Annotated in this window: 28 protein-coding genes; 17 read left to right on the plus strand and 11 right to left on the minus strand. The window is 70.4% G+C overall.

Going from position 1 to position 26,690, the window contains the following annotated elements; translation table 11 throughout:
• Nucleotides 1–10 precede the first annotated feature (10 nt).
• The 3 genes from AB0I15_RS02000 to AB0I15_RS02010 all read left to right on the plus strand — a co-directional run bounded on the left by AB0I15_RS02000 (nt 11) and on the right by AB0I15_RS02010 (nt 2,762).
• A complete protein-coding gene (locus tag AB0I15_RS02000) occupies nt 11–1,228 on the plus strand; it encodes an aminotransferase class III-fold pyridoxal phosphate-dependent enzyme (protein WP_358088613.1) in 1,218 nt (405 codons plus the stop codon).
• Nucleotides 1,229–1,314: 86 nt separating this feature from the next.
• Entirely contained in the window at nt 1,315–1,857 is a 543-nt protein-coding gene (locus AB0I15_RS02005; protein ID WP_358088616.1) for a sigma-70 family RNA polymerase sigma factor, read from the plus strand.
• The gene (locus AB0I15_RS02010; protein WP_358088619.1) at nt 1,854–2,762 is read left to right on the plus strand and encodes a hypothetical protein; all 909 of its coding nucleotides are present in this window, start codon (nt 1,854–1,856) and stop codon (nt 2,760–2,762) included. The genes AB0I15_RS02005 and AB0I15_RS02010 overlap by 4 nt, the downstream gene beginning before the upstream one ends.
• Before the next feature lie 9 nt (nt 2,763–2,771).
• Here AB0I15_RS02010 and AB0I15_RS02015 read toward each other — a convergent pair whose 3' ends face one another.
• Complete coding sequence (locus AB0I15_RS02015) at nt 2,772–4,004, minus strand: alkyl sulfatase dimerization domain-containing protein (RefSeq protein WP_358088622.1); 1,233 nt, start codon at nt 4,002–4,004, stop codon at nt 2,772–2,774.
• A 148-nt stretch (nt 4,005–4,152) separates the two neighbouring features.
• On the opposite strand from AB0I15_RS02015, the gene ngcE reads away from it, so the two are divergent.
• The 7 genes from ngcE (at nt 4,153) to AB0I15_RS02050 (ending at nt 9,785) form a co-directional block, all read left to right on the plus strand.
• The gene (gene ngcE / locus AB0I15_RS02020) at nt 4,153–5,598 is read left to right on the plus strand and encodes an N-acetylglucosamine/diacetylchitobiose ABC transporter substrate-binding protein (protein ID WP_358088624.1); all 1,446 of its coding nucleotides are present in this window, start codon (nt 4,153–4,155) and stop codon (nt 5,596–5,598) included.
• A gap of 3 nt (nt 5,599–5,601) precedes the next feature.
• Nucleotides 5,602–6,507: a sugar ABC transporter permease gene (locus AB0I15_RS02025; RefSeq protein WP_358088627.1), complete on the plus strand. Its 906-nt coding sequence runs from the start codon at nt 5,602–5,604 to the stop codon at nt 6,505–6,507.
• A gap of 2 nt (nt 6,508–6,509) precedes the next feature.
• Entirely contained in the window at nt 6,510–7,367 is an 858-nt protein-coding gene (locus tag AB0I15_RS02030; RefSeq protein ID WP_358088630.1) for a carbohydrate ABC transporter permease, read from the plus strand.
• 9 nt (nt 7,368–7,376) lie between these two features.
• Complete coding sequence (locus tag AB0I15_RS02035) at nt 7,377–7,655, plus strand: 4a-hydroxytetrahydrobiopterin dehydratase (protein ID WP_358088632.1); 279 nt, start codon at nt 7,377–7,379, stop codon at nt 7,653–7,655.
• Nucleotides 7,656–7,748: 93 nt separating this feature from the next.
• On the plus strand, nt 7,749–8,306 hold the full coding sequence (locus AB0I15_RS02040; RefSeq protein WP_358088634.1) for a superoxide dismutase family protein: 558 nt from the start codon (nt 7,749–7,751) through the stop codon (nt 8,304–8,306).
• A gap of 43 nt (nt 8,307–8,349) precedes the next feature.
• Nucleotides 8,350–9,459 carry a low temperature requirement protein A gene (locus AB0I15_RS02045; protein ID WP_358088636.1) on the plus strand — a complete coding sequence of 370 codons (1,110 nt, stop codon included), beginning with the start codon at nt 8,350–8,352 and terminating at the stop codon, nt 9,457–9,459.
• Complete coding sequence (locus AB0I15_RS02050; protein WP_358088638.1) at nt 9,456–9,785, plus strand: nuclear transport factor 2 family protein; 330 nt, start codon at nt 9,456–9,458, stop codon at nt 9,783–9,785. The genes AB0I15_RS02045 and AB0I15_RS02050 overlap by 4 nt, the downstream gene beginning before the upstream one ends.
• Here AB0I15_RS02050 and AB0I15_RS02055 read toward each other — a convergent pair.
• The 4 genes from AB0I15_RS02055 to AB0I15_RS02070 form a co-directional block, all read right to left on the minus strand.
• A complete protein-coding gene (locus AB0I15_RS02055; RefSeq protein WP_358088642.1) occupies nt 9,778–10,158 on the minus strand; it encodes a hypothetical protein in 381 nt (126 codons plus the stop codon). The two genes, AB0I15_RS02050 and AB0I15_RS02055, sit on opposite strands and share 8 nt — an antisense overlap.
• Nucleotides 10,155–10,673 carry a MarR family transcriptional regulator gene (locus AB0I15_RS02060; RefSeq protein WP_358088644.1) on the minus strand — a complete coding sequence of 173 codons (519 nt, stop codon included), beginning with the start codon at nt 10,671–10,673 and terminating at the stop codon, nt 10,155–10,157. Before AB0I15_RS02060 ends, AB0I15_RS02055 begins: the two co-directional genes overlap by 4 nt.
• Nucleotides 10,674–10,749: 76 nt before the next feature.
• Nucleotides 10,750–11,715, minus strand: a complete 966-nt coding sequence (locus AB0I15_RS02065; protein WP_358088647.1) for a pirin family protein — start codon at nt 11,713–11,715, stop codon at nt 10,750–10,752.
• Between the two features lie 80 nt (nt 11,716–11,795).
• Entirely contained in the window at nt 11,796–13,136 is a 1,341-nt protein-coding gene (locus AB0I15_RS02070; RefSeq protein WP_358088650.1) for a serine hydrolase, read from the minus strand.
• Nucleotides 13,137–13,293: 157 nt separating this feature from the next.
• On the opposite strand from AB0I15_RS02070, the gene AB0I15_RS02075 reads away from it, so the two are divergent.
• Nucleotides 13,294–15,033, plus strand: coding sequence for an ATP-binding protein (locus tag AB0I15_RS02075; RefSeq protein ID WP_358088652.1), 1,740 nt, complete (start codon nt 13,294–13,296; stop codon nt 15,031–15,033).
• A complete protein-coding gene (locus tag AB0I15_RS02080) occupies nt 15,026–15,700 on the plus strand; it encodes a response regulator transcription factor (protein WP_358088654.1) in 675 nt (224 codons plus the stop codon). The genes AB0I15_RS02075 and AB0I15_RS02080 overlap by 8 nt, the downstream gene beginning before the upstream one ends.
• Here the strand turns inward: AB0I15_RS02080 and AB0I15_RS02085 are convergent.
• The 4 genes from AB0I15_RS02085 to AB0I15_RS02100 are packed head-to-tail and all read right to left on the minus strand — an operon-like array spanning nt 15,679 to nt 18,728.
• Complete coding sequence (locus tag AB0I15_RS02085; protein WP_358088656.1) at nt 15,679–16,881, minus strand: DUF418 domain-containing protein; 1,203 nt, start codon at nt 16,879–16,881, stop codon at nt 15,679–15,681. The two genes, AB0I15_RS02080 and AB0I15_RS02085, sit on opposite strands and share 22 nt — an antisense overlap.
• Before the next feature lie 29 nt (nt 16,882–16,910).
• Nucleotides 16,911–17,546 carry a GPP34 family phosphoprotein gene (locus AB0I15_RS02090; protein WP_358088659.1) on the minus strand — a complete coding sequence of 212 codons (636 nt, stop codon included), beginning with the start codon at nt 17,544–17,546 and terminating at the stop codon, nt 16,911–16,913.
• Nucleotides 17,533–17,778, minus strand: a complete 246-nt coding sequence (locus tag AB0I15_RS02095) for a hypothetical protein (protein ID WP_358088767.1) — start codon at nt 17,776–17,778, stop codon at nt 17,533–17,535. Before AB0I15_RS02095 ends, AB0I15_RS02090 begins: the two co-directional genes overlap by 14 nt.
• Nucleotides 17,778–18,728: an SPFH domain-containing protein gene (locus tag AB0I15_RS02100; protein WP_358088662.1), complete on the minus strand. Its 951-nt coding sequence runs from the start codon at nt 18,726–18,728 to the stop codon at nt 17,778–17,780. Before AB0I15_RS02100 ends, AB0I15_RS02095 begins: the two co-directional genes overlap by 1 nt.
• A 137-nt stretch (nt 18,729–18,865) precedes the next feature.
• Between AB0I15_RS02100 and AB0I15_RS02105 the strand changes: the two genes are divergently transcribed.
• Complete coding sequence (locus AB0I15_RS02105; protein ID WP_358088665.1) at nt 18,866–20,215, plus strand: SUKH-4 family immunity protein; 1,350 nt, start codon at nt 18,866–18,868, stop codon at nt 20,213–20,215.
• Nucleotides 20,216–20,291: 76 nt separating this feature from the next.
• Here the strand turns inward: AB0I15_RS02105 and AB0I15_RS02110 are convergent, their stop codons facing one another.
• Nucleotides 20,292–21,113 carry a fused MFS/spermidine synthase gene (locus tag AB0I15_RS02110; RefSeq protein ID WP_358088668.1) on the minus strand — a complete coding sequence of 274 codons (822 nt, stop codon included), beginning with the start codon at nt 21,111–21,113 and terminating at the stop codon, nt 20,292–20,294.
• Nucleotides 21,114–21,237: 124 nt separating this feature from the next.
• On the opposite strand from AB0I15_RS02110, the gene AB0I15_RS02115 reads away from it, so the two are divergent.
• The 4 genes from AB0I15_RS02115 (at nt 21,238) to lat (ending at nt 25,352) form a co-directional block, all read left to right on the plus strand.
• Complete coding sequence (locus AB0I15_RS02115; protein ID WP_358088671.1) at nt 21,238–22,698, plus strand: penicillin-binding transpeptidase domain-containing protein; 1,461 nt, start codon at nt 21,238–21,240, stop codon at nt 22,696–22,698.
• Between the two features lie 20 nt (nt 22,699–22,718).
• On the plus strand, nt 22,719–23,366 hold the full coding sequence (locus tag AB0I15_RS02120) for a hemolysin III family protein (protein WP_358088674.1): 648 nt from the start codon (nt 22,719–22,721) through the stop codon (nt 23,364–23,366).
• A 113-nt stretch (nt 23,367–23,479) separates the two neighbouring features.
• Nucleotides 23,480–24,022 carry an HdeD family acid-resistance protein gene (locus AB0I15_RS02125; RefSeq protein WP_358088676.1) on the plus strand — a complete coding sequence of 181 codons (543 nt, stop codon included), beginning with the start codon at nt 23,480–23,482 and terminating at the stop codon, nt 24,020–24,022.
• A gap of 55 nt (nt 24,023–24,077) precedes the next feature.
• Nucleotides 24,078–25,352: an L-lysine 6-transaminase gene (lat, locus tag AB0I15_RS02130; protein WP_358088679.1), complete on the plus strand. Its 1,275-nt coding sequence runs from the start codon at nt 24,078–24,080 to the stop codon at nt 25,350–25,352.
• Here lat and AB0I15_RS02135 read toward each other — a convergent pair.
• Nucleotides 25,342–26,562: an NAD(P)/FAD-dependent oxidoreductase gene (locus tag AB0I15_RS02135; RefSeq protein ID WP_358088682.1), complete on the minus strand. Its 1,221-nt coding sequence runs from the start codon at nt 26,560–26,562 to the stop codon at nt 25,342–25,344. The genes lat and AB0I15_RS02135 overlap by 11 nt on opposite strands.
• Nucleotides 26,563–26,690: the final 128 nt, after the last annotated feature.

Consider the following 26,690-nt stretch of genomic DNA (forward strand, 5'->3'; position numbering starts at 1 on the left):
ACCCCCTCTCATGACCACCGACGCAGAACTCCGCCGCAGGGCCTCGAAGGTCGTCCCCGGCGGCATGTACGGCCACCTCAACGCGGCCCTCTTCGCCCCCGGCTACCCCCAGTTCTTCGATCGTGCCGAGGGCTGCCGCCAGTGGGACGCGGACGGCCGCGAGTACATCGACTTCATGTGCAGCTGGGGCCCGGTCGTGCTCGGGCACCGGCACCCGCGCGTGGAGGAGGCCGCCGCCCGCCAGGCCGCCCGCGGCGACTGCCTCAACGGGCCGGGCGCGGTCATGGTGGAGCTGGCGGAGCTGCTGGTGGACACGGTGCCGAGCGCGGACTGGGCGATGTTCTCCAAGAACGGCACCGACGCCACCACGCAGGCCCTCATGGTCGCCAGGGCCGCGACGGGGCGCACGAAGGTGCTGATGGCGCACGGGGCGTACCACGGGGCCGACCCGTGGTGCACGCCCTCGCTCGCCGGCACGACCCCCAACGAGCGGGCCGACCTGGTGGAGTTCACCTACAACTCGCTGGAGTCCCTGGAGGCCGCGGCGGCCACCGTCGAGGGCGACGTGGCGGCCATCATCGTCACGCCCTTCAAGCACGACTCCTTCGAGGACCAGGAGCTGGTGGAGCCCGCCTTCGCCCGCGGCGCGCGGGCACTGGCCGACCGGCTGGGGGCGGCCCTGGTGATCGACGACGTGCGCGCCGGGTTCCGCGTCGACCTGCGGGGCTCGTGGGAGCCGTACGGGGTCCGCCCCGACCTGACCGCCTGGTCGAAGGCCATGGCCAACGGTCACCCGATCGCCGCCGTCACCGGCACCGACGCGCTGCGCGGGCCCGCGCAGACGCTGTACTCGACGGGCTCGTTCTGGTTCTCGGCGGTGGCGATGGCCGCGGCCAAGGCCACGATCGAGACGCTGCGCGACACCGGCGGCATCGCGGCCATGGAACGCGCGGGCACACAGCTCAGAGACGGCCTGTACGCCCAGGCCAAGTCCCACGGGTTCGTGGTGAACCAGACGGGCCCCGTGACGATCCCGTGGCTCAGCTTCGACGGGGACGCGGACCTGTCGGTCGCCATGCACTGGAGCGACGCCTGCCTGCGGCACGGGGTCTATCTGCACCCTTGGCACAACTGGTTCATGTCCGCCGCCCACACGGAGGCCGACGTGGCCAAGGCGCTGGAGGGCACCGACCAGGCCTTCGCCGAAACGCGCGCCCATTTCGGCTGATATTTGGAAAACTCCTCGCCCCCAGTAATGCTCCGGCCATCGCGGACATGGGTTTGGGTGTTGACGCACTCAAGTGAGGAGCCCAAGTGGGAGACGATCCCGAAGGCCGGTTCGAGGAGATCTACGCCTCCTCGTACCGGCCGCTGCTCGGGTACGCGCTGCGCCGGTGTCCCGACCCGGACGACGCGGCCGACGTGGTGGCCGAGACCTTCCTGGTCGCCTGGCGCCGCCTGACGGAGATCCCCGAGGGGGACGAGGCCAGGCTGTGGCTCTTCGGCGTGGCCAGGAAGGTGCTGGCCAACCTGCGGCGCGGCGAGCGGCGGCACGAGCGGCGCACCGCCGCCCTGCGCGGGCAACTGGCCGCCGTGCCGCTGGCCGCCGACCCCGCCGGCCAGGACCTCTCCCAGATGGGACGGGTCTTCCGCGCCCTGTCCGAGGACGACAGGGAGGTGCTCGCCCTGGTCGCCTGGGAGCGGCTCGATCCGGGGCAGATCGCCACGGTCCTGGGGATCTCCCGCAACGCCGTGAGGGTCAGGCTCTATCGCGCTCGCAAGCGCTTCGCCCGTGGGCTGGCCAAGGCCGGGATCGACTACTCGCGCGCCGTCGCGATGGAAGGGAGCAGAGCGTGAACATCGCCGATCTCGCCAGGATCCGGGACGAGGACCTGGCCGCGGAGCCCGTGGGGCAGGCGTCCGGCGCGGGGGCGCGGGCACTGATGGAATCGATCATGGGCGAGGAGCGCGAGCCCGGCCGCGGGCGCCTCCCGGTTCGACCCGGGCGCGGGCTCAGGCGCGGTCTCGGGCTCGGGGTGGTCGCGGCCGGGCTGGCCGCCGCCCTCGTCGTCTGGACTCCGTTCGGTGGCCCCGTCACCGAGTACGCGAACGCCGCGGTCTCCCTCAAGGCGGGCGAAGGCTACATCGAGGTCGAGATCAACGACCCCGAGGCAGAGGCGGAGCGGTTCACGGAGGCGTTCCGGGCGGTCGGGCTGGACGCGGTCGTGAAGAAGGCCCCCGTGGCGCCGCAGGACGTGGGCAAGCTGATCTCCCCGGTGACGGAGGGCGAGTTCCCGGCCGGCACGGGCCTGGTGTTCGACACGGTGACCGAGGGTTGCGCGTCCGCCTGGTGCGGGACGGTCTCCGTCCCCGTCGGCCTCACCGGGAAGGTCGTCTTCGGCATCGGCAGGCCCGCCGCGCCGGGAGAGCCCTATGCCGATCCCGTCGCGAAGAACGTCGACCCCGACGGGGGAGTGATCCCCGGCTACAAGGTGCGCGGCAGGACGGTGGCGGAGGTCACGGCCGCCATGAAGGGGGCCGGGATGAGGATCACCTACGAGGTGATGTGGCGCGACGGCGACACGGGCGGCATGAGTTACGACGTCGACGCCGAGCACGTCAAGGGCGACTGGACCGTCTTCGTGGTGAGCAGAACCGCCTCCGACGCCGTCACCCTCCTGATCAAGGCCCCCGACGGCGTGCCCAAGGGCTCGCTGCCCATGCTCACGCGGTCGCCGGGGCCCGAATGGTGGCGGGACTGACCCGGCTCTCTAGGAGCGCCGCCCCGACTCCGCGGCGGCCCAGGTGAAGATCCCCTTCGCCATGAGGGACAGCTCGCCGGCCGCCCTGGCGGAGAAGACCTCCGCGCGTACGCGGTGCACGCCCGCGTCGTCCGGAGCCGCCAGGGCGGCCATTTCCGCGAAATGCCCCGCGAGCCGTTCGTCGCCCGCGGACAGGGCCTTCATCGCCGCGTCCGCGAGTGCCGCGGGGCCGCCCGCGAGTTCGGCCACGGCTTTCGCGAGGTCGGCTTCGGGGGCGGGTTTCAGATTCGCCGGATTTCCGTCGTACCAGCCGCCGTAAAGGCGCCACAGATTCCGTACGACGAATTCCGGCTCGTCATATCTGGCCCGCAGGTACGGGCGGTCGGAAAGGTGGGCCGGCGCGCGTACCGAATGCACGATCTCGTCGAGCCGGGCGCCCGCGTTGAGCAGGTCCAGGGTCTGTGTGACGAGCGATTCCAGCCATTGCGCGGTCTCCAGCAACGCCTGCCTGATGCGGTCGCGGCCGAAGACGGGCGCGCCGTGGCTGGGGAGCATGATCTCGGCGTCCAGGGCGGCCATGCGCTGCAGGGCGTGCACCCATTCCCGGGGATAACGCTGGACCTTCTGCGGATTGCCGCAATTGGGCGTCACCCAGATGAACAGGTCGCCGGGGAGCAGCAGCCGGTGCTCGCGTACGTGGCCGATGGTCGCGTCGTCGGTCTCGCCCTTGGCGTGCAGCAGGTCGAACGTCAGTCCGCCGCGCCGCACGGTCAGCGTGTCGGTGTAGGTCACGTCGGGATACCGGTACGCGGTCGGCCAGCGCAGCCCCGGGCTCTGGAACTGCCGCTGGTTGATCACCGCGTTGTAGCCGTTCGTCAGCAGATAACGATCGAACCGATCGGCCACGGCCTCGTGGGCGTAGACCGTGGCCCGCGGCCCCGACTCCTCGAACGGCGCCGTCCCGAACACGTGGTCGATGTGCCCGTGCGAGTAGACGGCCGTCGTCAGCGGTGCCTTCGACCAGGCGCGCACGTCCTCGTGCAGCTTCGCCGCCGAGAACGGGCTGCTGGTGTCGAACAGCACCAGCTCGCCCTCGGTCTCGAAGGTGATCACGTTCCCGAACCCTGACCACCAGCCCAGGCCATCCGTTATCGTGTGGACGCCCTTGCCCTCCATGCCCGCATCCACGATGCTGTCATCCGATTCGCCGCGCCACACCCGGTCCGCGTACTCCTCAATCATGTGACCAACTCTGCTTCTAGAACCTCGTTCTAGGCAAGGGGAATCACGGCAAGGTCACGTGTCGATCGCACCCCCTTGACGCGTGTCGGCGGCCGTTCGTACGTTGCGGGCAAACGTTTAGGAAACTTTCCTAATTCAGGAGCCCCCCATGACCCACCCGGGCGAGATCACCCGGCGCCAGTTGCTTCGCCGGATCGGTATGACCGCGTTCGTCGCGGGCCCCGGCGCGGGCTTGCTGAGCGCCTGCGCCACCGCCGGCACGGGAAGCGAGCCCGCGGCCGCCCCCACCACCTCGATCCCGGTCTCCGCGGATCCGAAGAACCCGTTCGGCGTGGACGCGAAGAAGCCCCTCGAAGTGGTCATCTTCAGCGGCGGCTACGGCGACGCCTATGCCAAGGACCTGCACGAGGAGCTCTACAAGAAGGCGTTCCCTGGGGTGAGCGTCAAGCACAACGCCACCCAGCAGATCGGCACCCAGCTCCGCCCCCGCTTCGTCGGCGGCGACGCGCCCGACGTGCTCAACAACTCCGGCCCCGAGTCGATGGACCTGGCCGCGCTGGCCGGCGAGGGGCACCTGGCCGACCTGAGCGCGCTCTTCGACGCGCCCTCGATCGACGACCCGGCCAAGAAGGTGCGTGACACCGTCACGCCCGCCGTGCTCGACAACGCCCTGATCAACGGCAAGGAGCTGGTGCTCAACTACACCGTGTCCCACCGGGCGCTCTGGTACAACGCCAAGCTCTTCGAGTCGATGGGCTGGCGGGCGCCCCGGACCTGGGCCGAGTTCGCCGAGCTCGGGGAGAAGGCGAAGCAGGAGAACATCGTCCTGTTCGCGTACCCGGGGCAGAAGGGGCCGTACTACCAGCTCTGGAATGTCCTCTACACGGCCGCCAAGATCGGCGGCAACCAGGTGATCATCGACATCGACAACCTGGTGGACAACGCCTGGAACGCCGAGCCGATGAAACAGGCGGTCACCTCCTGGGTGGACATCCAGACGAAGTTCGGCGACAAGGCGTATTTCGGCCTCGACCACACCCAGACCCAGATCAAGCAGATCCAGAACAAGGTGCTGTTCTATCCGGTCGGCTCGTGGATCGAGAACGAGATGGCCAAGGACCTGACGATGGACTTCCAGTACGCCATCGCCCCCATCCCCGACGTCACCGCCGCCGACAAGATGCCCTACGGCGCCATTCAGGTGGGCGTCGGCGAGAACTTCGTCGTCGGCGCGAAGGGTAAGAACCCGCAGGGCGGCCTCGAGTACCTGCGCATCATGCTCTCCAAGGAGGGCGCGCGCGGATTCACCGAGAAGACCAAGAACATCACCGTCGTGAACGGCGCCGCCGCCGACGTCGACCTGCCCGCCGGGTTGAAGAGCGCCGCCGAGGCCCAGGACCGGGCCGGCCAGAACGTCATCACCGAGGCGCGTTTCGAAGGCTGGTACAAAGAGCTCTTCGACTACGGCACCGAGCAGATCAACGTGGTCATGGCCGGGCGCATCACCCCGGAGAAGTTCTGCGCCAACATGCAGAAGAAGGCCGACGCCGTCAAGAAGGACGACGCGGTCACCAAGCAGACGCGGAGCCAGTGACACATGCGGCGGCTGCGCACGTACGGGTTCGTCGCCGGATTCCTCGTCGTCCCCCTCACGCTCTATTCGGTCTTCGTCATCAGCCCCTACGTCCAGGCGTTCCAGCTCTCGCTGACGAGCTGGAACGGCTACAGCTCGATCGTCCGGTACGTGGGGCTGGACAATTTCGGCCGGTTGTTCGACGACGAGGTGTTCTGGCAGGCCCTGCGCAACCACGCGACCCTGCTGGTGGTGCTGCCGCTCGCGACGATCGTCATCGCCCTGTTCCTGTCCTTCCTGCTGAACCTGGGCGGCGGCGGGGGCGTGCGCGGGGTCTGGGGGTCGAAGTTCTACCGGGTGGTGTTCTTCTTCCCCCAGGTCCTGGCCGTGGCCGTGGTCGGCGTGCTGTTCCAGGCCGTCTACCGTCCCGACGAGGACGGCGTCATCAACGGCGTGCTGGCCAGGCTGGGCATCGAACCCGTCGGCTGGCTCATCGAGCCGGGCCTGGCCCTCTGGTCCGTCATCGCGGTGATGATCTGGCAGGGCGTGGGCTTCTACGTGGTGCTGTTCTCGGCGGGCATGGCCGCCATCCCCAAGGACTATTTCGAGGCCGCGGCGCTCGACGGCGCGGGCCGCGTGCGGCTGTTCTTCTCGATCACGCTGCCGCTGCTGCGCGACACCATCCAGGTCGGCTGGATCTATCTGGGCATCGCGGCCTTCGACGGGTTCGCGCTGATCCAGGTGCTGGCGGGGGACAAGGGCGAGCCCGACGGCGCCACGACCATCCTGCCCGTCACCATCTACAAGACCGCCTTCTCCTACCAGAAGGTCGGGTACGCGTCCGCGATGGGCGTGGCGCTGTTCTTCCTCACCGTGACGTTCGCCGTGCTGACGTTGCGTACGACCAGGCGTGAGAGGGTTGAGCTCTAGACATGGCCTCGCGTGACAAGAGCGGCCTGCCCCGGCTCGGCGTGCTCAACGGGCTCTCCCACGTGGCGCTGGCCGTCTGGGCGCTGCTCATCATCCTGCCGCTGCTGTGGACGTTCCTGGCGTCGTTCAAGAACAACACCGAGATCTTCGGCGACCCGCTGCAGCTTCCCGGCGCGCTCCGGCTCGACGCGTGGGGGCGGGCGTGGGACACGGCGCACATCGGGCGCTACATGCTCAACACCGTGGTCGTCGTCTTCTTCGGCACGGCGGGGACGATGCTGTTCGGGTCGATGGCGGCGTACGTGCTGGCCCGGTTCCGGTTCTTCGGCAGCAAGCTCATCTACTACTACTTCGTGGCCGGGCTGGCGTTCCCGGTCTTCCTGGCGCTCGGGCCGCTCTTCTTCGTGGTCAGGTCGGTCGGCCTGCTCAACTCCCACGTCGGCCTGGTGCTGGTCTACATCGCCTATTCGCTGCCGTTCACGGTGTTCTTCCTGGCGGCGTTCTTCCGGACGTTGCCGGAGGCGGTCGCCGAGGCGGCCACCATCGACGGCGCCTCCCACACCCGCACGTTCTTCCAGATCATGGTCCCCATGGCCAGGCCCGGCCTGGTCAGCATCACGATCTTCAACGTGCTCGGGCAGTGGAACCAGTATCTGCTGCCCCTGGTGCTCCTGGCCGGCGACCCGGACAAATGGGTCCTCACCCAGGGAATCGCCCGGATCTCCACGCTGGCCGGCTATGAGGCGGACTGGCCCGGCCTGTTCGCGGCCCTGTCGATCACGATCCTCCCGGTAATGATCATCTACATCATCTTCCAGCGCCAGATCCAGTCCGGGCTCAGCTCCGGGGCGCTGAAGTAACGTGAGCGCATGACCGACATCGACAGCAGGCTCAAAGACCTGCCCGCGTGGCGGCGCGAGGGCGACGAGATCCGGCGTACGGTCAAAGCGCCCGACTTCCCCACCGCCATCCGCATCGTCGACGAGATCGCGGTGCGGGCCGAGGAGCTCGACCACCACCCCGACATCGACATCCGTTGGCGCGAGCTCCACCTGGCCCTCACCACCCACGACAAGGGCGGTCTCACCGACCTCGACTTCACGCTGGCCGCACTGATCGACGACATCGCGGCGAAACACGGCGCCTAGGGTGCGATAACCGTATGTAGCAGGCCGGTCACTCGTTAAAGTGGGTGCCCTCTCGGAGCCCTCACGCCGTGGGGCTCGACTCATGGGGGTCTCATGCGCGTGCCCGCACTTCTGCTCATCCTGCTGACCGCCGCCTGCGCGGGTCCGCCCGCTCCGCTCCAGGACGCCTCGGGCGCCGGGGCGAACTTCAAGAGCCCCGGCGACACGGTCAACCTGTCCAGCGCCGGTGACTTCACCGCCACCGACACCGCCGCCATCGCCTACGACCGCAAGCTCGTCCCCGAAGGGGCGCAGGCCAGCGTCTCCGTCGAGTCCACCGGTGGCAAGACCCGCACCTCGCTCGTCGTCGAGGGCCTGCGGCCCGACCGCCGCTACGGCGCCCACCTGCACGCCAAGCCCTGCGGCAAGAAGCCCGACGACTCGGGCCCGCACTACCAGCACCACCCCGGCCAGATCACCCCGGCCAGCGAGGTCTGGCTCGACGTCACCACCGACGCCGAGGGCTCGGGCCGCTCGTCGGCCCGTAACGACTGGGCGCTCGACCCGGCCAAGATGCCGGGCTCGCTCGTGATCCACGCCCAGCCCACCGTGACCTCCGGCCCCGAGGTCGGCACGGCCGGTGCCCGCGTGGCCTGCCTGACCCTGAAATAGGGCATAATTACACAATTACATAGCGTAGGGGGAAAGAGCAGTCGTGACCATCCGCCAGTGGCAGCCGCCTCGATTACGGCTGTTCGAAGACGCGCACCGCCGGGCGACGTGGCTCGAACTGCTCTACGACCTCGTCTTCGTCGTGGCCGTGGCGGAGCTGGCCTCCGTCATCGCCGAGGGCACGGATCCCGGCAGGGTGCTCACCTTCGCCGGGTTGTTCGTACCGGTCTGGTGGGCCTGGGCGGGTTACGTCTTCTACGCCAACCGGTTCGACACCGACGACGTCAGCCACCGCCTCCTCGCGCTGCCGCAGATCCTGGCCGTCGCCACCATGGCGGCCAGTGTGGGCGACATCGAGCAGCGCTCGGGGCTCTTCGCCGTCTCCTACGCCGTGGCGCGCGTGCTGCTCATCGCCGCTTATCTGCGCGCCGGGCGGCACGTGCCCGAGGCCAGGGCGCTGGCCACCCGCTACGCCACCGGGTTCACCGTGTCCGTGGTGATCTGGCTGGCCTCGCTCGCCGTGGACCCGCCGCAGCGGTACGCGTTCTGGGCCGTCGCCCTCGTCATCGACCTCGTCACGCCCCTGCTGGCCCGGCGCCACCAGGGCAGGCTGCCGCCGCAGAGCGAGCACCTGCCGGAGCGCTTCGGGCTCTTCGTGGTGATCGTCCTCGGAGAGGTCATCGCCGCGGTCGTCATCGGGCTGAAGGGCCACGAGGTCACACCGGGCGCGCTGCTGATCGCGCTGGCCGGGGTGGCGATCGCGATGGGGTTCTGGTGGCTGTACTTCGGGCACCTCGACGAGTCCGTCGTCCTGCGGACGCAGGTGGCCGGCCAGGTGTGGGTGTACTCGCACCTGCCGCTGTCGCTCGGCCTGGTGGCGTTCGGGATCGGGATCGAGCACGCGATCACCCACCCGTCCGGCACGAGCGGGTCGGTCGGGGTGCCCGCCGCGCTGGTGCTGGCCGTGCTCGGCCTGCAGCACCTCTGCTCCCGCGACCGCCGCGCGGGCGCCATCCGCCTGACCGCCGCCGCGCTCACGCTGGCCGCCTCGCTGCTGCCGGTCGTGGCGGCGCTGCCGGTCATCCTGCTGATCGCGGCGGCTCAGGTGGCCTACGACCTGCTCCGCCCACGTCCCGCCGAAGGTGCCGCATGACCGCCCAAGACGTGTTCGACCGCCAGCTCGCCGCCATCGCCGGCCAGGACCTGGAGGCGCTGCTGGCCCAGTATCACGAGGACGCCACGGTCGTCCGCCTCGACCGCGTCGCCCGGGGCCCCGCGGAGATCAGGGAGCTGTTCTCCGCGTACCTGGCCGCCAAGCCCCAGGTCGACGAGATCGTCGCGCAGCGGGTGACCGAGGACGTGATCTTCTACAACGCCCACATGACCGTCGGCGGGAACCGGGTCACCGCGTACGGCACCCTGGTGGTCAGGGACGGCCGCATCTGGCGTCAGACCGCTGCCGCGCTCCCGCTCACCTGATCACGGACGCCATCGGCTGCCACGGGGCCGCGTCGAAGATCAGCAGGATCCTGTCGATCTTCCCGTCGCTGACCCGGAAGTGCTCGGCTGTCCGCTGCACGCCCGCCGGCGTCGCCGTGTGCACGTCGTAGACCAGCGTCGCCTCCGACTCGCCGTACAGCTCGCTGATCATCTCCACCTCCGTCACCACCCGCAGGAGCCCTTCCAGCCCGGCCAGGTGCCCGGCGGGGTCGGCGGAGGTGATGAACGGGCTCCTGAACGAGAACGACGAGTCGGAGACCGTCGCCGCCGCGGCGGCCACGTCACCGCGGAACCGGGCGTCGTGATAGGCCCGCACGATCTCCCTGGTGCTCACCTGCGCCTTGGCGCTCACTGCCCCACCACCTCCTGGTTGCCGGCCAGCCGCAGGCACAAGTGCCTCAGCGAGGCCAGCTCCTCGGGCGTGAAGCCCCGGAAGATCGCCGCCATCGCGAGCTGCGACGGCCTTCTGAAAGCCTCGATCCAGGCCCGCCCGCCAGGCGTGATCTGCGCCAGCACCGAGCGGCGGTCACGCCGGTCGGGAACCCGCCGGACGAGCCCGTCCCGTTCGAGGGTGTCCACGAGCCCGGTGACGTTCCTGGAGGTCACCCCCGCCGCCTGGGCCAGCTCTCCGATGCTCGCCCCCTCGTCTCCCGCCGAGCTCAGGCGCAGCAGGAGGTCCATGGCCCCGGAGCTGAGCCCGCGGCCCTCGCTCCCTTGCGACCGGATGCGCTCGACGGCCTGAAAAGCGGTCCGCACGGCCGCGGCCGCCTCGAACGCGAGTGTGTCGTCTCCACCCATGAACTCACTCATGGCCTGCCTGGCGCGCGGGTCGAACAACAATCCGTCCGCATCATGTTCATACTTCATAATGAAGCAGTACTTTATTACCTACTTCCATAAATGAGCAAGAGGCCCGCACTCGCGGGCCTCTCGGGGTGGCGGGTCAGGCGTGCCCGGCCGGGATGGCGCCGAGCCTGCCCGCCTGGTAGTCCTCGAACGCCTGCGCCAGCTCGGCCTTGGTGTTCATGACGAACGGCCCGTAGTGCGCCACCGGCTCGCCGATGGGCTCGCCGCCCAGGACGATCACGTCGAGCGTGTCCTTGGCCGTGATCGTGACGCTCTCGCCCGAGGTGGCCAGTCCGGGCCGGTTGCCGAACCCCTCGAACACGGCGAGCTGCCCGCTGTGGAACGGCCGCCGCTCGGCCCCCACGGTGCCGCGCCCGGACAGCGCGAACGCCAGCGCGTTGAAGTCCTTGCGCCACGGCATGACCAGCCGCGCCCCCGGGGAGAGGGTGGCGTGCAGCAGCGTGATGGGCGTCTGCGTGCTGCCCGGCCCGACGTTGCCCGCCAGGTCCCCGGCGATGAGCCGTACCAGGGCGCCGCCGTCATGGCTGCTCAGCAGCATGACGCTGGAGCTGCCGATGTCCTGGTACTTCGGCGCGATCATCTTCTTCGCTCCCGGCAGGTTCACCCAGAGCTGGACCCCGTGGAACAGCCCGCCCTTCTGCACCAGCCACTCGGGCGGGGCCTCCTTGTGCAGGATCCCCGCGCCGGCGGTCATCCACTGGGTGTCGCCATTGGTGATCGTCCCACCGCCCCCGTTGGAATCAAGGTGGTCGATCACCCCGTCGATCATGTACGTGACGGTCTCGAACCCCCGGTGCGGGTGCCACGGGGTCCCCTTGGGCTCGCCTGCCGCGTAGTCGACCTCGCCCATCTGGTCCATCATCACGAACGGGTCGAGGTACTCCGGCTTGATGGCGGCAAGGGCCCGGCGCACGGGGAAGCCCTCGCCCTCGAACCCGCTGGGCGCGGTCTCCACGGCGAGCACCTTGCGCCCCGGCGCCCCGGCCACCGGCTCGGGCAGGCGGGGGAGGGTGAGCGGGTTCTCTACGGTCACGGCGGGCATGTCGCGCTCCTTCCAGCGGATTCTGTCCCGCTCAACCCAATTTAGTTTTCAACTATTCCATGGACTGCCCCTGCCCCGCCTCAGGACCCCTTGACCAGGCCGAACGCGCCGCGCGCCAGTGCCAGCAGCTCCGACTCCGCGTGCATGGCCGGGAACGGCTCCTTGGGGTCGATCGCCAGCGCGATCGTGACGTACGTCCTCCCCTCCGCCGTACGGGCCAGGAAGCCCATGTCCACCACCCCCGGCTCCGACCCGCCCTTGAACCAGACCTCCGGCCACAGCGCCTTGTCCAGCCCGAGCCCGGCGTCGTTGACCGACATCACCTCGGCGATCCGCTTGTCGCCCAGCTCGACCAGCCCCGCGTAGGCCCGGCACACCTGCGCAGGAGTGGCGAACCACTCGATCGTGTCCAGCTCGCGCGGCTTCGCCCACGCCTTGACCTGGGAGAGCGGCACCTTGGCCAGCACCGACTCCAGGTAGGCCCGCTGCCTGCCCTCGCTCAGCGACAGGTATCGCCTGGCGTGCCGCGGATAGTCCGCGCCCTTGAGCACGAACAGGTCCCGCGTGGTCAGCAGGGGCACGTTGCGCCTGTCGTCGACGCCCCAGGCGCGCATCGTGCGCTCGACCGCCTTGCGACCCACCTTATGGACCAGCAGGTCGGTGGCCGTGTTGTCGCTGATGGAGATCATCAGCTTGGCCGCCTCCAGGACCGTGACCTTGCTGCCGTCGGGGCGGTCCTGCAGCTCGCCGGACGGCAGGCTCTTCAGCTCCGGCGTGATCGTGAGCTGGGTGTCCCAGCCGAACGCGCCGCTCTTGACGCTCTTGGCCACCGCGCCGAGCACGTACAGCTTGAACATGGAGCCGAGTGGTCGCGCCTTGCCGGAGGCGGTGGCGTGCAGGGGGCGGCATTTGCCGCCGGAGGTGAGCTCGGCGGTCAGGAAGCCCTGCCGGGGCGCGATCCCGGCCAGGCGCCGGTCCAGCTCGGCCCAGTCCTTGGGGGTGGGGGAGCGGAACAGCAGGCCGTTGACCAGGCCGGCGCCGTCCACGGTGAGCGAGAGGTCGTACGGCACCTTGCCCACCGCCACCCGGGCCACCACCGACCGGTCCTGCGACTGCGTCAGCCGGTCGAACCGCAGCCCCTTGAAGGCCGCCAGGACCTGGTTGAGCTGGGCGGGCGGGACGCTCTTGAGGAAGTCGGCGGTGAAGTGCCCGCCCAACTCGGCGTCCGGGACCGGCGCGCGGCCGACCACGTCGAGCACCCAGCGAAGCTGCCTGCCCGCCGGCGTGTCCGGGATCTGCGGCGCCGCGACGGCGGGGGCCGTCGTCGCCTGCACGGGGGCCGCCTGGTTCACACAGGCCGTCATGGTGACGGCCACGGCCGCCGCCGCGAGGATCCGGGCGGGTTTCGGCGGAGTACGCATGAGAAAGTTCCCTTCCCTGTCGGTCCCTCCAGGAAATCGGGCCACGAAGATCGGGACCACCAGGCGGGCCGCCGTTCTGGCCCGTGCGGCTGGCCACCGGAAATGTGCGGATAACCTCATAGACGACCTCCTGGCCGGCTCGTCACGATGGGGGCCTATGAGTTCCAGGCTGATGGCCGGCCTGCTGGCGGGGATCGGGGCCGCCGGCCTGGTGTCCGGCACGCTCATGGAGAGCGGCCTGCCCGCCCCCGCCCAGCAGTGGGCGTTCATCGTGCTGGGCCTGCCCCTGTCCGCGCTGGGCTGGTTGCTGGCCTCCAGGCGTCCCGAGCTGCGTTACGGATGGCTGCTCCTGGCCTGCGGGCTGGTCCTGGGGCTCTTCACGTTCGGCGTGGGGCTGTCCGCCCGCGGTGGCCCCGGCCCGCTCGTCATCGTCCTCAGCAACCTGTCCGCCGTGTACTACGGGCTGACCTGGATCTTCGTGCCCCTGCTGTTCCCCGACGGCAGACTGCCCTCGCGCCGGTGGCGGCCCGTGGCGTGGATCTCGGCCGCGGCCATCGCCGCGCACACCCTGGGGCTCGTGACGATGGGCTTCCGCCCGCACCAGCCGCTGACCGGGCAGCCGTCGCCCGTGGCGCTGGCCGGGGCGTTCACGTCGGCGGCCGGGCAGCTCGTCACGTGGATCATGGCGGCCGTCGTCTTCTGCGGGCTCGTGGTCCGCTGGCGGCGCAGCGGCAGGATCGAACGCCGGCAGTACGCCTGGATGGTCGGGGGCGTCGCCGCGACCATGGCCGGGGCGGTGATGATGTCGTTCTTCCTGGTCGGCGGCACCCGCTTCTGGGCGGCGGGGCTGCTCGGCATCCTGACGGTGGTCGGATCCCTGCCTGTCGCGATCGCGGTGGCGGTGGTCCGCTACCGGCTGCTCGACGTCCGGATCGGCATCAAGGGATCGCGCCTGCACCTGATGTTCGACATGCGTCCCACGGTGGACGAGATGCTCTCCGACCTGGGCACCGCGCTGGAGGACACGCCCGAACCGGTGGAGCAGGTCGGCCGGCTGGCCGCGGCGGTGCGTACCGGGCTGGAGGTCGGGTGGGCCGCCGTGACGCTCGCCGACGGCACCCGCGTGGTCTCGGGCAAGGAGGAGGGCCCGGCGGCCCTGGAACTCCCGGTACGCGGCGGGCTCGGGCGCATCGAGTGCGGCCCCCGGGGCAGCGGCCCGCTGACCCGCGAGGACCTGCGCATCCTGCGCGCCCTGGCCGTGCCCGCAGGGCTGGCGATCCAGAGCGCGGGCCTGGTGAGCCGCCTGGTCAACGCCCAGGAGGCCGAGCGCCGCCGCATCGAGCGCAACATCCACGACGGCGTACAGCAGCAGCTCGTCGCCCTCATCGCCGGTCTCGAGCTGGCCAGGGCCACGGGCGCCGGCCCCGACATGCTGGCCCACCTGCGCGAGCAGGCCCGCCAGACGCTCACCGACCTGCGCGAGCTGGCGGCCGGCATCCACCCGTCCTCCCTCAGCCAGGGCGGCCTGGTGGAGGCCGTGGAGGAGCGCTGCTCCCGCCTGCCCGTGCACACCACCGTCACCTCGCCCCCGCCGCTGCGGGCCAGACGCTACTCCGACGAGATCGAAGGAGCCATGTACTTCACGGTGAGCGAGGCCGTCGCCAACGCGCTCAAGCACGCCGGCGCGGCCACCATAGAGGTGCGCCTGTCGCAGCCGGACGGCCGGCTGCGCGCCACGGTCGCCGACGACGGCAAGGGCTTCGACCCGGCGGCGACGGCCCGCCGGGGACTGGCGACGCTCGCCGACCGGCTGGACGCGCTCGGCGGCGGCCTGACCGTGGAGAGCGCGCCGGGGAAGGGGACACGGGTGAACGCGTGGGTGCCGGTCGATGAGTGAGCCGATCCGCACGGTGGTGGCCGACGACCACTACCTGGTGCGCGAGGGCACCCGCCGGTTGCTGGAGATGTCGGGCGAGGTGACGGTCGTGGGCGCGGTGGGCGACGCCGACGAGCTCCTGGACGCGGTCCGCCGGCTCGGCCCCGACGTCGTGATCACCGACATCCGGATGCCGGGCGGGCAGTGGCGTCAGGGCTTCGAGGGCATCGACGCGGCCCACCGCATCCGTTCCGCGCACCCGAAGGTCGGCGTGGTGGTGTTGTCGCAGTTCGCGGACGCGCTGTTCGCGTTCGAGCTGTTCAAGCACGGCACGGAGGGGTACGCGTACCTGCTCAAGGATCGGGTGGGGGATCTGGACGAGCTGCTCGGGGCGATCAGGGCGGTGGCGTCGGGCGGCTCGGTCATCGACCCGAAGGTGGTCGAGGGCCTGCTGGCCCGCCGTGACGTACGGGGCCAGCAGGAGGCGCTGACCGCCCGCGAGCGGGACGTGCTGCGTGAGATGGCCCACGGCCGGACGAACTCGGCCATCGCCAGGGCCCTGCATCTGTCGGTCTCCTCGGTGGAGAAGAACGTCAACGCCATCTTCACCAAGCTCGGCCTGGAGAACAGCGGGGACGTGCACCGCAGGGTCGCGGCGGTCCTCGCCTACCTGGGCCCGGACGCGTAGGTGAGGCGGCGCAGCAGGATCTCCGCCGGGCCCCGGTAGCCGACGCGGCGCATCAGGTCGGCGAGGAGCAGCGAGACCACCCAGGTGCCGGTGGCCACCGCCGTGGCGCCCGCGAGGCCGAGGTCGTCCTCCAGGCCCAGCCCGAACGGGTAGAAGATCACGACGAAGGCGATCGACTGGAAGAGGTACATGCTCATCGAGCGCTGACCGAGGGCCTCGACGAACGTGGTGAGCCGGTTGCGGCGGCGGGCGGCCGAGATCGCGACGAGGCCGATGAGCGTGGCCAGGCCGATGCCGCCGGCGTATCCGGTGAGGGGCTGCGCGATGGCGGCCGACCACAGGGCCCCGGCGGACGGCCGCGTCCACAACCCCGCCTGGATGAGGGCGGCCGGCGTGGCTCCGGCGACGGACACGGCGGTGGTGAGCACGGTGACGCGGACCAGGAGCCGGCGGTGCCGCCCGGGCTCGTCGAGGAGCCGCCGCCGGGCCGCCCACATCCCCAGCGCCACCCCCGGCACGACCAGGACGGCCCCCATGACCAGCGTGATCGGCCACGTCTGGAGCCGGCCGGCGAGGAGCTCCCAGAAGCCCTGGCCGTCGGTCGCGATGCTGCCCGCGGTGTAGGTGGAGATGCCCTGCGCCATCGGGAACCACATGCCGAACCCCACGACGAGGGTGGCGGGGATCAGGGTCAGCCCGGCCGTCCACAGCACGGCCCGGTCCCGGCGCCGGAGCAGGCCGGTCAGCAGCACGGCGGACAGCCCGTAGGCGGCCAGGATGTCGATCGGGACCAGCAGCGCCATGTGGACGAACCCGATGAGCAGGAGCCACCAGCCCCGCCGCCGCAGCAGCTTGCGGGCGCTCACCCAGTCGGCGCCGCTCGCGAGCCGCCGCTCCAGCAGTTGCACCAGCGCGTACCCGAACAGGAAGGCGAACATCGGCCGCGCGTGGTTGTTGACGAAGAAGAGGTGGAAGAGCTCCGCGACCTTGTTGGCCACGGCGGGGCCGCGGTTCACGTCGGTGACGAAGAGCGGGGCGTGGGCGAAGGCGATGGCCAGCAGCATCGCGCCACGGGCGAGATCGGGGGCCAGCGCCCGGCCGGCGGTGGCCTGCGGCCGGGCGGGCGTCTGGGGCGACGTCGGGGGCGACGTCTGGATGGACGTCTGGATGGACGTGGTCACGTGTGGTCTCCCTCGAAGAGTGGGCGGGGTCAACCGCCGTCCGCGTACGAGCTCCGCGCCGCGTCGATGCTCTTGCGCAGCGCGGTGGCGATGGGCTCGACGGGCCCGGACAACCGCTGGATCCGTTCCTTGCGTTCTCGTCGCGGGGTGCCGGCGACGGTCCTGAGCCGGGCCGCCGCGGCCAGCGCCGCCAGGACGCGGACGTCCCGGTCGAGCCGCTCGACGGGCCGCCCGCCGTGCGTCGCCTGCCCGACCCGCTCGGCGAGCCGGCGCGACAGGTAGGGCATGCGCGGCTCGATCCGCTGGATCGGGAAGAGCAGCAGGATCCGCCGCTGTTCGACCCGGATCAGCCGGGCCGCCGCCAGCTCGTCGCGTACGAGGCGGAAGGACTTGGCGTGCTCCTTGCCGATCCAGTGCCGCCACGCGCGGGGCGGCGAGCCCGCGATCTGCTCCCACACGGCCGTCTGCAGACGCCCGGGGCGGACGGGGGCGGTGACCGCCCGCGCCTTGCCCGAGTCGTCGGCCAGGCAGCCGGCCAGCAGGAGCTCCGACAGGGCCGCCGCGCGGACGAGGTAGCCCAGCTCGCCCCGCTGGGCGAGCCTGTTCTTGCGCAGGTCGAAGGCCAGCAGGAAGGCCGACCTGGTCAGCGACTCAGCTTGTTTCACCGGTGTCTCCATCTGTGCTCTCCTCCTCGTCCTGGTCGTCCTTCCGGGGCCGGCCGCGGGGCCGCATGCGGGCCACGTTGTCGGGCAGCCGCCCGGCCTCTGAGAGCGCCCTGCGCAACAGGAACTCGATCTGCGAGTTCGTGCTGCGCAGCTCGTCGGACGCCCATCGGGCCAGCGCGTCGTGGACCACCGGGTCGAGCCGTAGAAGGATCTTCTTCCGCTCCACGACGATTACTGGTAGAGCGTGCCGGTGTTGACGACCGGCTGGGTGTCTCGGTCGCCGACCAGCACGACGAGCAGGTTGCTGACCATGGCGGCCTTGCGCTCCTCGTCGAGCTCGACCACGTCGTGCTCGGCGAGCCTGGCCAGGGCCATCTCGACCATGCCGACCGCCCCCTCGACGATCCGCTGCCGGGCGGCCACGACGGCGCCGGCCTGCTGGCGGCGCAGCATCGCGTGGGCGATCTCCGGCGCGTACGCCAGGTGGATGATGCGCGACTCGATGACCTTGACGCCGGCCGAGGCGACCCTGGCCGCGATCTCCGTCGACAGCCGCTCGTTGATCTCGTCGGCGTTGTCCCGCAGCGAGAGCCGGGGCTCGCCGTGGGCGTCGTAGGGGTAGCTGCCCGCGATGTGCCGCACGGCCGTCTCGGCCTGTATGGCCACGAACTCCACGAAGTCGTCCACCTCGAAGACCGCCTGCGCGGTGTCGCGCACCTGCCAGACCACCACGGTCGCGATCTGGATGGGGTTGCCGTCGGCGTCGTTGACCTTCGTCACGTCCGTCTCGTGGTTGCGGATCCTGGTGGAGACCCGCCGGCGCAGCGTGATCGGGTTGACCCACTGGAAGCCGGGGGTGCGCAGGGTGCCCACGTAGCGGCCGAGGAGCTGGACGACCCTGGCCTCGCCGGGCGCCACGGCCGTGAGGCCGAAGAACATCGTGATGCCGGCGAGGATCATCAGGCTGGTCACCAGGACCAGCCACCAGGCGCCTTGCCCGGCGTCCGAGGCGAGCATGCCGATCCCCACGATGAGCAGCGCGATGCCGGCCAGCACCAGCACCGTCGCCACCGTCGCCATCACGAACCCGTTGGACGCCCGCACCGGGTGCTCGCTCGTGCGCGGCGCCGGCATCTCCACGACGGTCCCCTCGACCGCGATCCCGCCTGATGTGTCAGTCATCGTCCGACCCTCTCTGTGATTCCATCTTGCTAGCAAATTGATATCACTTTTTTGGCGCTAGCGGAAGCCGTCTTGTCCGGCGGCGAAGTCCCCTACGCTTAGGGGATCTTGATCGCAACGACACAAGGTGCTGCATCGTGATCTCGCACGAAGAGATGGCCGAGGCGTTCGGCGAAGAGGGTCTGCTGCTGATGGACGCCGAGCAGTCCCACGAGATGGGGCTGTCCGCACAGGACGCGCGGATCCTGTGCGAGGTCGGGTTACCGGTACGCGCCGACCTGGCCTTCACCCTCCTCGTCGACGACGATCCGCGCCCCGGCTCCGTCGTGGTGTTCAAGACCGGTGACGGCGACGTCGACGTCCTCATGCTCGGCGGCACGTCGGGAGGCGCCGAGATGCGCTACTTCCTCGACATCCGCAGCGGCGTCATCGGCCTGCTCTCGCTCGACGGCGAGCCGCAGGCCGAGCAGGTCAACGGCTCCCTGGCCACGTTCGTGGCGTTCCTGCACCGGCTCAGGCTCCGCCAGCAGGCGCTGAACGGCGAGTCCGCCGAGGACGGCCGCATCTACACCGAGCAGCTCTGGCGCGAGCTGCGCGAGCTCGACCCCGACGCCTTCGGCGACGCCGAGGCCTGGTGGTCGATGGTGCTGGACACCCTGATGGAGCGCGACCTCATCGCCGAGACCCGCGCCTTCCTCGCCCAGCGCCGCGCGGAGGTCGCCGACGCGCTGTCCGAGCGCGTCACCCCGCCCGCGGGCCCGCAGCGCGACGGCTACGAACGGGCGCTCGGCCGGCTGGAGGAGGAGGGCTGGCAGATCGTCGGCCCCGAGCGCTTCGCCACCGACACCGGCACCAGCGGCCTGCTGTGCGCCTCGGCCGCCACGGAGCACTTCGACCCCGACGGCGTGCTCGTCAAGGACCTCCCCCTGTCGTGGCGGGGCGGGCTGCCCTCGCGGATCCAGTCGCTCTTCGCCAAGGAGGGCCTCGTGATCGCCGTGCCCGGCCAGTCGGAGCGCGACGACGACGCCCTCCTCGACCTGGACCACGAGGAGCTGGCCGAGCAGGCCGACGCCGCGATGGAGAAGCTCTTCGCCGCCGTCCACGGCCTCAACGAGCCGGAGGAGGGGGTCGTGACCTGCCTGGCCACCGACCGCCGTTCCGACCTGTGCCGCATCGTCGAGGCGTTCGACGCCCTCGCCGGTCACGGCTACCTGGCCGAGCCCGACCTCTGGCCCACCGCCTCGGGCGGCTGGCAGCACGTGTACGAGACCACCGAGGCGGGCCGGCCGGCCAAGGCCGTCTTCTGGACCACCCAGCAGCACACCAGGAGCTTCGACGCCTGCGGTGACCTGGTGGAAGAGCTGGCGCTGCAGTGGAGCGGCGACCGAGACGTCATCGCGCAGGCGCTGTCCGGGATCGGGCTGCCGGTGCAGACCCCCGAAGACGACACCACCGCGTTCATCCTGCGCCCGGCCGGCTTCGCCTGACCAAGGCGAGGGCCTGGCGGCGGGCTCGCACTCGGGTTTGGGGGCGGGCCCGCACTCGGGCCCGCCGCGTCCGGCGTCAGCCGAAGACGGCCGGGGGCGGGACCGGGGCCAGGACGGGGTCGCCGTCCCTGATGGGGGCCGCCCCGGCGACGAAGTTCGTCAGCGCCTCCCCGTGCACGCAGCGGGCCTGCGTCAGCCCGCCGGCCGCCCGTCTCGTCAGCAGCTCCACCGGCAGCTCCGTACGGGAGGCCGCCACGATCAGGTTGCCGAAACGGCGCCCGCGCATGATGCCCGGCTCCGCCAGCAGCGCCACGCACCGGAACGCGCCCGTCACCGTGGCCAGCAGGCGCTTGGCGAAGGCCAGGCCCTTGCCGTCGGCCATGTTGATCAGCAGGGTGCCGTCGGGGCGCAGGATCCGCGCGATGTCGCCCATGTACTCGGCCGTCGCCAGCTCCACGGGCATCGTGGCGCCCGTGAACGCGTCGAGGACCACCAGGTCCGCCGTGGCGTCCCACACCTTGGTCGTGCCCTCGCGGCCGCCGTCGATGATGACCTTGAGCCGGGGCACCGAGCGCAGGTCGAGCTGCTCGCGTACGAGGTTGACCAGCAGGCCGTCGGGCTCGATGACGATGTGCCGGGAGCCGGGGCGGCTGGCGGCGACGTAGCGGGGGATCGTGCAGGCCCCGCCACCGACATGTACGCAGCTCAGCGGCCCTTCTGGCAAAAGGTCGATCACATCCGCCATGAGTCGTACATACTCAAATTCCAGAAATGTCGGGTCTTGAAGATCTACGTACGACTGAGGTACGCCATCTTTGGACAGCACCCAGCCGTCCAGCCTGTCCAGGTCCCGGAGCAGTTCGATCTCGCCGAACGTCACCGGATACAGGCCAGGCATCGGTTCCCGCTGTCCACGAGCCACGTCTGATCCCCTCCTGGGAGAACACGGTATGCGACGACGAAGGCTGATTGTGCTCGCTATCGCCGTTGTCGCGGTAGTCGGGGCCGGTGCCTTCGCGTTCATGGCGTCCAGCGGGGTCAAGGGGAGCGCCGCCCAGACGGCCGCCGCGTACTTCGACGCCTGGGGCAAGGGCAACGTGTCGGCCATGGAGCGGCTGGTGTACCGGCCTCCGCCCGACTTCGCCGTACGGCATCGCCGGCTCAGCGACGAGTTGCACGTCGAGTCCCTCCAGCTCACGCCGGGGCCGCTGAAGAGCACGGGGGAGCAGGCCGCCGAGGTGCCGTTCGCGGGGGTGCGGCAGCTCACCGAGTTCGGGGCGTGGCCGTTCGACAGCACGTTGCGGCTGGGCGTACGGGATCGGGCCTGGAAGGTGCTGTGGGCGCCCGAGACGCTGCACCCGCTGCTCAAGGACGGCGGCACGCTGGAACTGGGCGAGATCGTCTCGTCGGCGGCCGAGCTGGTCACCAGCGAGGGCGACCGGATCCCGAACGACAGCTACGCCGAGGCGTATCTCAACCCGCTCAAGCCCGAGTTCGAGCAGGCCAACCATGGCTGGGCGCTGGTGTCCAAGGTGCCGGGGCAGCCCGACAGGCAGTTGCTGACCCGCCGGCCCGAGGCGAACATCGAGCGGACCACGCTGTCGCGTCCGGTGCAGGCGGCGGCCGCGCGGGCGCTCGACGGGGTGGACGACTCCACGATCATCGTCATCAGGCCGAGCACCGGCGAGATCCTCGCGCTGGCCGACCGGCTCCAGGACGGCTTCAGCGCCGTCCGCGACGTCTTCCCGCCCGGCTCCACCTTCAAGGTGATCACGGCGGCGGCGCTGCTCAGGAACGGGCTCGACCCGGCGGCCGAGGTGGGGTGCCCCGGTTCGTACACGATCCCGTTCCACCGCTCCTTCACCAACGACGGCGAGGCGGACCGCGGGGTGGTCAGCTTCACCGACGCCTTCGCCCACTCCTGCAACACCTCCTTCGCCGAGCAGGCGACGACCAGGATCACCGTGGACGACCTGCGGCGCACGGCGGACGAGTGGGGCTTCGGCCGGCCCATCGCGACCGGCATCGGCGGCACCTGCGGCACCGTGCCGGAGACCGCGGACCTCAACGTCTTCGGCGCGGACGTCATCGGCCAGGGCGAGGTCGTCGCCACCCCGCTGTGCATGGCGGCGCTGGCCGCCGCCGTGGAGAGCGGCACGTGGCGCTCGCCGCGGCTGCTGTCGAAGGAGCAGGTGCTGCGCATCGACGGGCGGCCGCACGAGGACGTCCGCATGGACGACGGGATCGTGGCCTCGCTGCGGGACATGATGGCGGCCGTGGTGGACTACGGCACGGCCAGCGACGCGGGGCTCCCGGAGGGGGTGTCGGGCAAGACCGGGACGGCCGAGGTGCCGGACGCCACTTCGCACGCGTGGTTCATCGGATACCAGGACGACCTGGCCTTCTGCGTCTTCGTGCGGCACGGGGGATCGGGCCGGAGTGTGGCCGTTCCCATAGCGGCCCGCTTCCTTAAAGGGCTCTAACCTACGGTACCGTAGGTTTCATGACGACCATCACCGTAAAGCCCAGGCTGCGTGGCTGGTTGCACACTGGAGCGCTGCCCGTGACCTTGATCGCCGGGTTCGTGCTCGTGGCGCTCGGCCCGACTTTGCAGGCGCGTCTCGCCTCCACCATTTACGCCATCACCTCGGCGTTGCTGTTCGGCATCTCGGCCACCTATCACCGCGGTGAGCTCGGCCCGAAGCTGGCGGAGTTCCTGCGCCGGATCGACCATGCGAACATCTATCTGATCATCGCGGGCACCTACACCCCGTTCGCGTTGCTGGCCCTCGACGGCGTGCCGCGGGTGGCGGTGCTCTCCGTGATCTGGAGCGGGGCGCTGGCCGGTGTGCTGTTCCGGGTGCTGTGGATGAACGCGCCGCGCTGGCTCTACACCGTGCTCTATCTCGCGCTGGGCTGGACGGCGATCTTCGTGATGCCGCAGTTGCTCGAGGGCGCGGGCGTGGCCGCCGTGGTGCTGGTGGCCGTCGGCGGGGTCTTCTACTCCGCCGGAGCCGTCGTCTACGGCCTGCGCCGCCCCGACCCCTCGCCCGGCTGGTTCGGCTTCCACGAGGTCTTCCACGCCTTCACCATCGCCGCCTACCTGGTGCAGTACATCGCGGTCTCCATCGTCGTCTACTCCCATGGGTGAAGCGTGGTGACGCCTGTCGGTGACGCGGCCGCCGCCGCCGCAGGGGCGCGGGTCACCGACATTTGACCCCGTGCTGGTCTGTTTCCGGGCACGTCCCGGAAAGGCAGATCAGCATGGGGGACATCTCACGATCGTGGTGGCCGCTGCTCATTCGCGGCATCGCGGCCATCGTCTTCGGCATTCTGGCGCTCATCTGGCCGGGGCTCACCGTGCTCGTGCTGGTGATCTTCTTCGGCGCGTACGCCCTGGTCAGCGGGATCTTCTCGCTGATAGCCGGGCTCCGGCACGGGGCCAGGTCACGGGCCTGGCTGCTCATCTCCGGGATCATCGGCATCCTGGCCGGCATCGTGGCACTCGTCTGGCCGGGCATCACGTCCCTGGCCCTGCTGTTCATCGTCGCCTTCTGGGCCATCCTCACCGGCGTGGCGGAGGTCGCGGCGGGCATCCAGCTCCGTAAGCAGATCGACAACGAGTGGATGTTCATCGCCGGCGGGGTCCTGTCGGTGATCTTCGGCATCCTGCTGCTCATCTGGCCGGGCGCGGGCCTGCTCAGCGTCGTCTGGCTGATCGCCTTCTTCGCCATCCTGTACGGCATCGCCATGATCGCCCTCGCACTGCGCGTGAAGAACTTCACTCCACCGACCTCGGTGCCGTAAATTTTAGGTAGATGACCGCATTTCTCAAGAGGAATGTCACCGCTGTGGAGGCGCCATGGACGTACACGCCCGCCTTGCCCGCCACCTGCTCGTCGACGGCTACCGCATCGTGCTCGATCTCGAGCTCAGCCGCGGATCCTGGCTGGTCGACGCCCGAAACGGTCGCCGATACCTCGACTTCTACACCTTCTTCGCCTCGGCCCCGCTCGGTGTGAACCCGCCCTTCGACCCCGACTTCACCCAGTTGCTCGGCCAGGTCGCCCGCAACAAACCGGCGAACCCCGACATCTACACCGAGCACCTGGCCGACTTCGTCGACACCTTCGCCCGCGTGCTGGGCGATCCGGAGCTGCCGCACCTGTTCTTCGTCGAGGGCGGCGCCCTGGCCGTCGAGAACGCGCTCAAGACCGCCTTCGACTGGAAGAGCCGCCGCAACGAGGCCGCCGGCCGCTCACGCGACCTGGGCACCAAGGTCCTCCACCTGACCAGGGCCTTCCACGGCCGCAGCGGCTACACACTGAGCCTGACCAACACCGAGCCCGGCAAGACCGACCGCTTCCCCACGTTCGGCTGGCCGCGCATCGACGTGCCCGCCATCCACTTCGGCGACGTCGAGGCGGCCGAGGAGCGCGCGCTGGCCCAGGCCAGGGCCGCGTTCGAGCGCCACCCGCACGACATCGCCTGCTTCATCGCCGAGCCCATCCAAGGAGAGGGCGGCGACAACCACATGAGGCCCCAGTTCCTTCAGGCCATGCAGCACCTGTGCCACGAGAACGACGCCCTGTTCATCCTTGACGAAGTGCAGACGGGCGGGGGCACGACCGGGACGCCGTGGGCCTACCAGCAGCTCGGGCTGGCTCCCGACGTGGTGGCGTTCGCCAAGAAGGTCCAGGTGGGCGGGATCATGGCGGGCCACAGGGTGGACCAGGTGCCCGACAACGTGTTCCAGCAGAGCGGCCGGATCAACTCCACGTGGGGCGGTGGCCTGGTCGACATGGTGCGCAGCCGCGGCCTCCTGGAGATCATCGAGCGTGACGGGCTGATCGCGCGGGCCGCCACCGTGGGCAACGTGCTGCTCGAACGCCTCACCAAGCTGGAGGCCGAGCGCCCGGAGTCCATGGCGAACGTCCGGGGCCGCGGTCTGATGTGCGCGTTCGACCTGCCGGACCAGGCCGCCCGTGACGCGCTGGTGAGCAGGCTCAGGGAGGAGCACGGCGTCCTGATGCTGCCCTGCGGGCCCAGGTCCGTACGCCTGCGCCCGGCCCTGAACATCCCCGAGCCCGACCTCGACCAGGGCCTGGCGGCCCTGGCGGCCGCCCTTACTGCGTGACGCTCGAGGCGCTGCGCCGTGGGCCGAAGTAGCGCCAGAAGAAGTTGAGCAGGACGCTGGCCCGGTTGCGCCCGCCCAGCAGGTAAGCGACGTGGATGAAGATCCAGACCAGCCAGGCGGGCAGGCCGTGCATCGTGAGCCCGCTGGGCAGTTGCAGCACGGCCTGCGCCTTGCCCACGGTGGCCATGATCCCCGGATCCCGGTACGAGAACGGCTGCAACGGCCGCCCCTGGGCCGCCGCGATGATCTGCCGGCCCACGTGCCGGCCCATCTGGATCGCCGGCTGGGCGAGCTGGGGCAGCGGCGCGGGCGGCCCCGACAGGTCGCCGGCGACGAAGATCTCGGGGTGGTCGGGGACGTTCAGTGACTCGGTGAGCGAGACCCGCCCGCCCTTGCCCTGCGGCAGTCCCCAGGTCTGCACCTCCGGGGGAGCGGTGACCCCGAGCGCCCACACGGTCAGGTCGCTCGGCAGCCGCGTGCCGTCCTTCAGTACCACCGCGTCGGGCTCGACGGCCGCCACCGTGGAGCCCAGCCGCAGGTGCACCCCTCTCTTGCGCAGCGCCGCGGCGGCCGAGTCGCGTAGCCGCGCCTTGTAGGGGGCCAGCACGAAGTCGAACCGCTCCACCAGCGTCACGCTCGTCTGGTCGGGCCGGATCTCGGGATGCGTCAGCGGAAGCGTGCGCCGCCGCAGCTCGGCCAGCGTGCCCGCCATCTCGACCCCGGTCGCCCCGGCGCCCACCACCACGACGTGGGTGCTCTCACGCCGCCCCATCGCGGTGTCCTCCAAGTACTGCAGCAGCCGCCGCCGCAGGATGACCGCGTCGCCGAGCGAGTAGATCGGCAGCGCGTTCTCCCGCGCCCCCGCCACGTCGAGCCAGTTGGTGGTGACCCCGGTCGCGATGACCAGGTAGTCGTAGTCGAGCGCGGTCCCGTCCTCGAACTCCACCCGCCGCTCCTGCGGCAGCACCTTGCTCAGCGCGGCCTGCCGCGCCCGGACGTTCGGCCATCGGGCGGCGAACGTGCGGTTCGGGTAGGACACGTCGGCCGTGCCCATCCCGGCGCTGGCCACCTGGTAGAGCAGGGGCTGGAAGGTCGAGTAGGGGTTGCGGTCGACGATCGTCACCAGCGCGCCGGCCTTGGCGAGCTCACGCGTGGCGTTCAGCCCGGCGAAACCCGCACCCACGACGACGACCCGCGGTCTATGCACCATGACAGAGTCCTTCCCCCTCAATGACGTCATGGATGCCTATGGCACCGCCAGCATCTCTTAAACCACCTTGCCGGGAAGCGCCCGGAAAGTCGCATGTCCGGCCCGCGGGGCCGATCACGGTTACCGTG

The organism is Nonomuraea sp. NPDC050643 (genome assembly GCF_040654715.1).
Taxonomy (GTDB): domain Bacteria; phylum Actinomycetota; class Actinomycetes; order Streptosporangiales; family Streptosporangiaceae; genus Nonomuraea.